Raw genomic sequence first — 8,654 nt, forward strand, 5'->3', positions numbered from 1 at the left:
GGTCCTGCGTCACCGCGAAGATGGCCGGAATCGAGTCCACGGCAAAGATCAGATCCGTCGTCTCGACGAGCACCAGCACAATGAAGAGCGGCGTCGCCACAATCCGCAGTTTGCCGTTCACCTCCTCTCGCACGAAGAATTTCTGCCCGTAATAGATGGTGGTCACGGGTAAGAGCCGGCGCACGATGCGGATCACGGGGTTGGATTCTGCCTCGATGTCCTGTTCCCTCTGCGTCGCCATGCGGACGCCGGTGAAGACCAGGAACGCCCCGAAGACGTACATGACCCAATGGAAGTGCTGGATCAGATAGGCGCCTGCGGCGATCATCCCGCCGCGCATGGCCAGTGCCCCCAGAATCCCCCAGAAGAGCACGCGATGCTGATAGCGAAGCGGAACGCGGAAGAAGCTGAAGATCAGGACGAAGACGAAGATATTGTCGACAGAAAGCGCCTTCTCGATCAGATACCCGGCAAAGTACTCCAACCCAGCGGCCGGCCCCATGAGTATGTAGATAGCGGCGCCGAACATCAGCGCGAGGGCCACCCATACCAGGCTCCACCCTGCCGCCTCCGCCGGCGCGACCTCGTGCGCGTCCTTGTGGAACACGAAAAGGTCGACCGCCAGCATCGCCAGGACGAAGGCGTTGAATCCGACCCAGAGCCAGATTACGTCCATGGTCTTGCTCCCGTTCGCTGCGTGCTTCCCAGAGGCACGCATGGGCAGTGGCACGAGACACTGCCAAAGAAAAAGGCGAGACCCTCGCACCATGGGCTCGTCGCCGCTCGTGCGAAGCTCTCGCCTATTCCCTCGGGAACCTGACCGAACCGTGCGCGTATCGCGCAGTCCTGACGATTCGGCCGCGCGGGGGCGACCCCGCGTGGCTACTCCCCTTCAAGATAAACAATAGAGGGTTTTGACCGTTCGGTGCAAGACCGCAAGAAGTGTTGAACGCCTTCTTTGACTCGGCGCTATGACGATGGCATTGTCGTCGTTGGGTGACATTGGACGATTCTGTCGATGTAATCGAACCTGGTGTGGTAAGCTCTGCACCGCCTGGGTCCGTTAGCAGTGCCCGGCCATGGCTGTTCTAGCGGGCCGCGGCTTCCGGCCGCTCCCCGCGACGCTGACTTGCGCGCCCCGAAACTTGACGCAATGCGGCAGGTTTCGCGTTCGCAAGAGTTCCAGGGGAGCATTTGCATGGCGGGTGTGTCCGTTCGGGGTGTTGGTGGAATCAAACATCTTGCGCGCGCCAGCGCCGCCATCCTGGACGCTTCGCTTGCGGTGCCAGACGTGCTCCATGTCGCGGTGAATGCGGCGCGCGATCTATTGCACGCCCGCCGCGCGCGCATCCACGTTGCTGCCGATCCCGGTACGTCTGATGCCTTCACTGCGTCGTCCCTCTCAATACCGCGCGCGGCTGATCCGGCGACAGAACAGGTGCCTGACATCCCGGACATCGCTCGGCTCTTCGTCGCCGAGCAAGACGTCGTCCGCTTGAACCGGCAAGAAATCGCACAACACCTTGCGCGGGCAGCACCAGGCGGCACTCCTTCACGGCACCCGCGTAACCTCCTCGCGACACGATTGACCGATCGCGAGGGCCAAAGCATCGGCTGGCTCGAGGTGTCCGATAAGCAACAGGGCGATTTCAGCAGCAGCGACGAGAGCATCCTGCTTCACATCAGCCGAGTGGCGGCAGCGGCAATCGTTCAGGAGTGGTCCACCGAGGCGGTGCGGCGCGAGCGCTCGGCGCGTGAAGCAGCGGAGACGGCCAGCCGACTGAAAGATGAGTTCCTGGCCGTGCTCTCGCACGAGCTGCGAACCCCTGTCAATGCGATTCTCGGATGGGCCGGCTTGGTACGCGAGGGACGGGTTTCGGGCGCCGGCGTCGTGCGCGCGCTGGAAGTCATCGAGCGAAACGCTCGGATCCAGAGGCAGATGGTGCAGGACTTGCTCGAGACCTCGCGCGCCGTCACGGGTACGCTCGAGATCGAAGCGCACCCAACCGACCTCGTGGCCGTCGTCTCAGAAGCGGTGGACGCACTCCGCCCCACCGCCGAACGCAACGAGGTACGCCTCATCGTGAATCTCGACCGGGCCGCGGGACAGGTGCTGGGCGATCCGCCACGACTGCAACAGATCGTCTGGAATCTCTTGTCGAACGCGGTCAAGTTCACACCGGCCGCCGGTCAAGTGTGCATCATCCTCACCTGCGTCGACGACCGCGCACGGATCACAGTGACCGATACTGGTCCCGGCATTGCGCCCGACCTTCTGCCGGACGTGTTCAAAAGATCCCACCAAGCCCGCCGCTCCACTGCTCGCAGGGACCGCGGTCTGGGAATCGGCCTTGCCATTGCCCATCACCTGACAGAGGCGCACGGCGGCACGATCACGGCTGCAAACCGATCGGATGGCCCTGGCGCGGTCTTCACGGTGGATCTCCCGCTCCATGCGCACCTGCCGACGCCGAGCCTGCACGAACCTCTACCGGCACCTGCACGCGTCATTGGAGCACGGATTCTGATAATCAAAGAGGACACCGATGCTGCGGAATTCCTTCGCCTAGTCCTCGAGCACGCCGGCGCAACGGTCACCGGCGTGACCTCCGTTACAGAGGCCCGTGAGGCACTGCGACGTGGTGCGCATGACATGCTCCTGGCCGACGCTGCCCTCCTGGATGAGGAGGGATCGAGCTTCATACCATCCCTGCGGGCAGAAGGACCCGAAGCCAACCGAACGATCGCCGCAGTGGCCCTCACGGCAGCCCCGTCCACACGACATCGCGACGAGCTGCGCAGCCAGGGCTTTGATGACGCGCTGGCCAAACCTTTCGATCCCACGACCGTCACGACACTTGTCGGACGAGTCCTGGACGAGCACTGCGGAACCACCCAGAGGTAGGGCGGTTGATCGCCGGCGCTCGCTCGGGTTGTCAGTCGCGCCGGCTGTCGCTATCAGCCGTCAGCGATCAGCCCTTGGCGTTTCAGGGGAGGACCGCCCCTGAGACCTGTCGGCTGAACGCCGACAGCTGCCCGGAATTCATGGCAACTCAAATGAATTCCGGGCGCCATGGTGTTGATGCGAAAGCACAGATCCTCCCGCAGCTTGCCTTTCGCGATCGCCTTGCTTGGCGCCAGATTAGTCGAGCAGATCAGTCGGAAGCCTACTCTGATCATTTTGACGAGATCGATGATGAAGACGAGGACGAGGAGGGGGCCGACCAAGGAGAGGAGGACGAGGAGGACGACAGCGAAGACACCGCGCCAGCATGGCCATCGGCGTCCTCGGCTTCGCCTTTCTCCGCGCCGGAATGTACCCTACACGCTAGTCGTCCAGGACGGGCTGGCCAGCGTCCCCTTCACGAGGCCGGCGCCGCAGCATCACGCGGCGGACGCCCGACCTCGATGAGCGTCTTCATTCGCAGTAAGTCTTGATCGAGCTGGTGTTTCGGATCGACGCCGAAGGCGGTCGCCACGGCATGTCCGAGTGCGCCACCCGGGGGATTGTAATGAAGAGAGACGGTGACGCGAGTGCGTGCCGTCTCTTCAGGCTCGAACCGAACATAGCCCGCATGCGCGATGGGTGCGCCTTCCACACTCCGCCACGCCAGCAAGTGGGGCGGCTCGTAACGCGTGGTTTCTGCATCCCACTGGATCTCGGCACCGGCCGGACCGGCCACCACCCAGTGGGACCGCCGGTTCCCGAGCTTGCGCACGGCTCGTACACCGGTCATGAAGTGCGGGAAGTTGTCGACCTCTTCCCAGAAGGCGAATACGCGGTCAATAGGCGCGTCGAGATAGATGGTCTTTTGAACGTCCACGGCGCGCCGTCCGGCGCGGACACCCAGCAGGCGGCGCAGCTCGAGGTTCGTGATGGCGCGCAGGGCGAGCCCGCCGCCTACGAGCGAGCTCGTAGCGCCAACGAGGCCGCCGCGGCGCCGACCGTATGCACCCAACGCGACGCCGGTCGATGCCGCCGCCAGCCGCATGGCTGGCGACCACTGCGCCTGCCAGATCTCTGGATATCGGCCGGGACGCAGCGCGCCGCCTTGGAGACCAGACTCGTCGGCACGCTCCTCGCGCACGTCCAGGAGGCTCTCGACGTCGCGGACACCGCGCACACGTCGCACCGCAGCGAGAACGTGGTCGACGTCGTCCGCGAGAACCGGACCGGCCAGCGTCACGAGCCCCTCGCCAACCGTGACCTCCAGGCTCCGCGGATGTGACGCCACACGGCCAAGCACCGACCTGACGCGCGCGGTCAGCACGTCGTCTTCCGGCATGTCGGTCGCCACGGTTGATCGGAGCCGGGCCGCCCAACCCGCCATGCGGTTACCGACATCGTGGGCCGTCGCGTCAGTGCTGTCGCGCAGCTTGTGGCCGGCGTGCACCGCCTTGTCGCGCGCGAGGGCGCGGCGACGACGACCGGCCACGGGATCCAGGGCGTACATGAGGGCCGCCCCAAGGCCAACGCCGGCCGCCACCATAGGAATTCCACTGGCTCCTCTCTCGGTCGCTCGCATTGCCTTCCTCCTCACCCATCGGCCGGGTATCGGGAGTCGCCGGGCTGGCCGCGGCTGAAGGTTTTGGAAGTAACACTCAGCTTCGGCCGCATTGTCGCCGAGACCTGATACGCGCATACCGGCCGCCCGTCGTCGGATGTTGCCGATTCGATTCAGGATCGTCGCGCTCCAACGATGATCAGCACGACGCCGCCAACCAGCGCCAATCCCCCGAGTAGCGGCGGTAACGGAATTCGTTCCCTGGTCTCGCGCTGCGCTTGGACTGGCCCGACGTCCAGCACGGTCTCGTCCCGTGTGTACGTGATGCCGCCATACGCCAAGGCTACGATCCCGATGATCACGAGCACGATGCCCACCAGAGTTGCAGCTTTCATTGTGCCTCCCTCCAACGTCGCTCACAGCGCGGAACGCCGCGGCAGCTCGTTCATGTCGCGATCACCGCCTGTCTCGAAGATGGCGGCAATGCCCTCCCGAATCCCGACGCCGACGCTCTCGACTTGCTGCCAGGCGCGCGTTGAACGCCACCGTACGTGCCGCGCCACTTCGCCCGCTCGCCGGGCGCTCTCTCTGACTTGGAGATCCAACGAGCCAGCGCCGCTCTCCGCGCGGCCCGTGAGGCTCTTCAGATCGTCCAGGATGGCGGTCGTGCGGGCGGTGAGCGGCGCGACGTGCCGTGCTTCGAGCGAGTCGAGTGTCTGCATCACGCGTGAATACGCGCGGTAGCCAAAGATGGCCGCCGCCACGAGCACGATGATCTCGATCACGCTCACTGCCGCCATGATCCCCAGCAACAGGTTTGTGGTCGCAAGGCTCGATTCAGTCATGACATTACTCACAGTGGGCTCGATGGTCCCTCGTTGATCACGAATCATGCGCCCCCGGGGGAGCACGGGAGTCAGCGCATGGTGACGACGAGCCAGAGCAGCACGGCGCCAAGCAGCAACAGAACCGCGACGCCGATGAGCCGAGGTAGCAGTGACACTCGCTCTTCTCTGCTCGCCCGGGATGCCTGAGTGAGCTCACCCTGGCTGCCCCCCTCGGACCCCAGCTCGCTGGTCAGCCCGTCCTCCTCGCCAGCGAGCGGTGCCCGCTCAGGCGCGCGCGACGCGCCGCCAATCTTCTGCTCACCGCGGTGGTGCTCCTCCCCCGATTGCCTGCTGCTCATGATCTCCACGCCCGCGGCGTCAGCGCCCGCGGGCCCGTGCGGCCGCGCCACCTCGCGCGGCCGCCCCCGCCTCACCTTCGAGCGCCTGCGGATTGACCTGCGCCTCCGCAATCTCGGTCAGCTTCTTGTCGGCGCGCTTTTCCTCTTTCAGGGTCTGCTCCAGTATCTGCGCGACTTCGGACCGGCCCAATCGATTCGCATGGGTGCGGGCCGTGCCGTACGCCGCGATCTCGTAGTGCTCCGCCTTTTGCGCCGCCCCGATGATGGCAGCGTCGCGCACCGCGCCGTCCGCATCCTGCTCGAGGTCTTCATCGGCCTCCTTGATGATGCCGCGCATTCCAGCGCACGTCTTCGCCGACGCGGGTTCCCCGAGCGCTTCGAACGCTCCGGCCAAGCGCTCGACGTGCCCTTGGGTCTCGTCGAGGTGCATCTCGAGCGCATCGCGCAGATCAGCCGACTCGGCTGACTTTATCAACCGCGGCAGGGCGCGGGTGGGCTGGTGCTCGGCGTCCAAGAGGTCCTTCAGCTCGGTGACGAGGAGCGGATGCAACATATTCAGAGCCGCCATGAGGTCCCTCCTTTGTGCGACCCGTGAGCGAAGCACCTCGAGACCAGCACGTAGCCGCCTCTGCGGCGCAATCGATCGGCTGGGCCGTCCGTGGATAGAAATGCTCCCATCGTTGATTGAAGCAACGGGCGTGCCGATCCAAGCGCGGGGCCAGCCTGGGAACCGAGAGCGAGTGAGGGGGGCGAGCGCCAAAGTGTGTCAAAAGACATCATTGGCGCAAGGCGGACTGTTTTCTACCAAGACACATACGCTCCAGCAGATAGCCGTGCGATTTGGGGACTCGCCTTCCGGCCACTCCACGCGAACGACCGTGACTGGTACCGCCTTTGCGTCGAGGCGTTCGAGGAGCTGCCTCGTGGCGCCACGTGCGTAACGAAAACACGGGGTCCGTCTGACGTTGGCCATTGGTGGCAGAGCTTATGAGCAAGCGCATCAACGTGAACCCGGATCGCTATAAGGTGGCCGGCCGCGAGCGGCAAGGCGAGGACGTGGTGCATCGCGTCGAGAAGCAGGAGATCACGCGCCTTCGCCACGAGGAGCGAGGGCCCGCCGGCGAGCGGCAGCGCACCGGGCCGCAAGGCCGGTCCCATACAGCCGCGCAGTCTGGCGCTCGCGCCACGCAGACCGGCATCAGTAACCGTCAACCGGCCGAAGTCGAAGCGCGCCGGCGCGAACCGCGCCGCTCCGCTGTCGATGCGAGCTCTCCGCCGCCGGAGGACGCGGCTGGAGGACGCGGCGAGCAGCCACTCGAAGACCTGCGCGACCGCCACACGTCGCACAAGGCGGGCAGCCGGTCGATTGCACAGAAGGAAGCTGGGGCCCGCTATCCGGACCGCTCCATGCCGGCTTCGCGGAAGGTGTCTGGCGCCTTCGGACGGGAGCCGAGAACAGGGCCGGCGGGCGAGACACCACCGCGGCGCAGACGCCGTCGTTGAACAGGGATCATCCTCGAAGGGAGGGCACTCCCATGAAGCCTGCGGGAGGATTTCATGGCTCGAGCCATCTGGACGGGGGGCCATCTCGTTTGGCCTGGTGAACATTCCCGTGCAGGTGCACACCGCGGTGCGGGATAGTCGTCCACGCTTCCGGATGCTGCACGCAAGAGACCGATCGCCCATTAGCTTCGAGCGTGTGTGTCAGAAAGAAGGCAAAAGGGTGGATGTGGTGGATCCCTACGCGCCAGGTCGAGAGCCCTTCGCCAATCGCCGCGAAGCAGGCGCGCTGCTGGCCAAGCGGCTCGGGCACTACAAGAACCGAACGGATGTCGTTGTGCTGGCGCTGTTGAGGGGCGGCGTTCCGGTCGGGTTCGAGGTTGCTCGTGAGCTGGGTGCGCCGCTCGATGTGTTCTTCGTCAGAAAGCTGGGCCTGCCGGGCCATGGCGAATTGGCCATGGGAGCAATCGCGTCTGGCGGTGTTCGTGTGCTCAATGAGGATGTCGTGGCGTGGTACAAGATCCCAGCCACGGTCATCGAGCGTGTGGCTCGGGAAGAACAACGCGAGCTCGAAGGGCGTCAGCGCGCTTACCGTGGTGAACGGCCACCCGCGGACCTACGCGGACGGGTCGTGCTGCTCGTCGACGATGGGCTGGCGACTGGCTCGACCATGAAAGCGGCCGTGCAGGCAGCGCAGGCGCATGCGCCATCGCGCACGGTCGTCGCGGTTCCCGTTGGAGCACGCGATACCTGCCGGGAGCTCGGGGACCTTGCAGACGAGGTCGTCTGCGCCCACACGCCGGAGACCTTCGCAGCGGTTGGGCAATCGTATCGGGACTTCGCACAGATCGGCGATTCCGAAATCCGGGAGCTGCTGCGCGAGAGCGCCGAGACGGCAGCCAGGGCGCGCTGAGCGACCCACCTGTTATCGAGCTCTGTCGTTGGCGATCGTCGTCTCGACGATGGTCGACTGGCACTCTCACGAGCTGCTCCTTGACCCAGGCGCCCTCGATCTGTTTCAAGGTCTTGCTCGCGCGCGCGAGCCCTTCCTTGATTGCTGCTTCAAAGCCTTGTGGTGACTCGGCGCTGATTTCCGTGATCTTTGCGACGGACATGCGAACCTCCAGACGAACATCTGGATCTTCACCTTCGCAAAGGTCGTTCCGGAAAAGGCACCGGACAACGGGGCTGTCCGCGTTTTTCAGTGCCTTTTCCGATACCTCAGCGGCACGGTTAGGTCAGCCGTGACCAGAACGTGTACATCGAGCGTTTCCCGGCATCGTGATTGCGGCAACCCATGCGTTATGGCTGGAGGGCGCAAGGCAGCGGCGCCGGTGGCTGAGATCTTCGTCACCGACACGGTGGCCCAGCCTGCGGCCGACTGGGAACAGCTACGCGTCGTCCCGGTGACCCCATTGGTGGCAGGGGCGATCCAGCGCGTCGTCGCTGATCGGTCATTGAGC

The 8,654-nt window shown here is 65.0% G+C and carries 10 protein-coding genes and 1 pseudogene; 3 read left to right on the forward strand and 8 right to left on the reverse strand.

All coding sequences use genetic code 11. The features are described 5' to 3' along the window. The coding region (locus GEV06_27425) for a TerC/Alx family metal homeostasis membrane protein (protein MPZ21592.1) at positions 1–676 on the reverse strand (676 nt) is incomplete at its 3' end. A gap of 477 nt (positions 677–1,153) precedes the next feature. Here GEV06_27425 and GEV06_27430 point away from each other — a divergent pair. Then, positions 1,154–2,905 (forward strand): response regulator, encoded by a 1,752-nt coding sequence (locus tag GEV06_27430; protein MPZ21593.1) that lies wholly within the window; start codon positions 1,154–1,156, stop codon positions 2,903–2,905. Positions 2,906–2,958: 53 nt separating this feature from the next. On the opposite strand, the gene GEV06_27435 is transcribed toward GEV06_27430, so the two are convergent. From GEV06_27435 to GEV06_27460, 6 genes are all read right to left on the reverse strand, one after another. Next, a complete protein-coding gene (locus GEV06_27435) occupies positions 2,959–3,180 on the reverse strand; it encodes a hypothetical protein (protein MPZ21594.1) in 222 nt (73 codons plus the stop codon). 182 nt (positions 3,181–3,362) lie between these two features. Next, on the reverse strand, positions 3,363–4,526 hold the full coding sequence (locus GEV06_27440) for a BON domain-containing protein (protein ID MPZ21595.1): 1,164 nt from the start codon (positions 4,524–4,526) through the stop codon (positions 3,363–3,365). A 152-nt stretch (positions 4,527–4,678) separates the two neighbouring features. Beyond that, positions 4,679–4,900, reverse strand: coding sequence for a DUF3185 domain-containing protein (locus GEV06_27445; protein ID MPZ21596.1), 222 nt, complete (start codon positions 4,898–4,900; stop codon positions 4,679–4,681). A 21-nt stretch (positions 4,901–4,921) separates the two neighbouring features. Then, positions 4,922–5,350, reverse strand: a complete 429-nt coding sequence (locus GEV06_27450; GenBank protein ID MPZ21597.1) for a hypothetical protein — start codon at positions 5,348–5,350, stop codon at positions 4,922–4,924. A gap of 71 nt (positions 5,351–5,421) precedes the next feature. Further along, positions 5,422–5,691, reverse strand: a complete 270-nt coding sequence (locus GEV06_27455; GenBank protein ID MPZ21598.1) for a hypothetical protein — start codon at positions 5,689–5,691, stop codon at positions 5,422–5,424. Positions 5,692–5,710: 19 nt separating this feature from the next. Beyond that, positions 5,711–6,259 (reverse strand): DUF892 family protein, encoded by a 549-nt coding sequence (locus GEV06_27460; GenBank protein ID MPZ21599.1) that lies wholly within the window; start codon positions 6,257–6,259, stop codon positions 5,711–5,713. Positions 6,260–6,678: 419 nt separating this feature from the next. Here GEV06_27460 and GEV06_27465 point away from each other — a divergent pair, with 419 nt between their 5' ends. Both GEV06_27465 and GEV06_27470 read left to right on the forward strand, forming a co-directional pair. Next, positions 6,679–7,194: a hypothetical protein gene (locus GEV06_27465; protein MPZ21600.1), complete on the forward strand. Its 516-nt coding sequence runs from the start codon at positions 6,679–6,681 to the stop codon at positions 7,192–7,194. Positions 7,195–7,348: 154 nt separating this feature from the next. After that, complete coding sequence (locus GEV06_27470; protein ID MPZ21601.1) at positions 7,349–8,104, forward strand: phosphoribosyltransferase; 756 nt, start codon at positions 7,349–7,351, stop codon at positions 8,102–8,104. A 61-nt stretch (positions 8,105–8,165) separates the two neighbouring features. On the opposite strand, the pseudogene GEV06_27475 reads toward GEV06_27470, so the two are convergent. Then, positions 8,166–8,306, reverse strand: a pseudogene (locus tag GEV06_27475) (dodecin domain-containing protein). Between the last annotated feature and the right edge of the window lie 348 nt (positions 8,307–8,654).

This window comes from Luteitalea sp., assembly GCA_009377605.1.
In the GTDB taxonomy this organism is placed as follows: Bacteria; Acidobacteriota; Vicinamibacteria; order Vicinamibacterales; family Vicinamibacteraceae; genus WHTT01.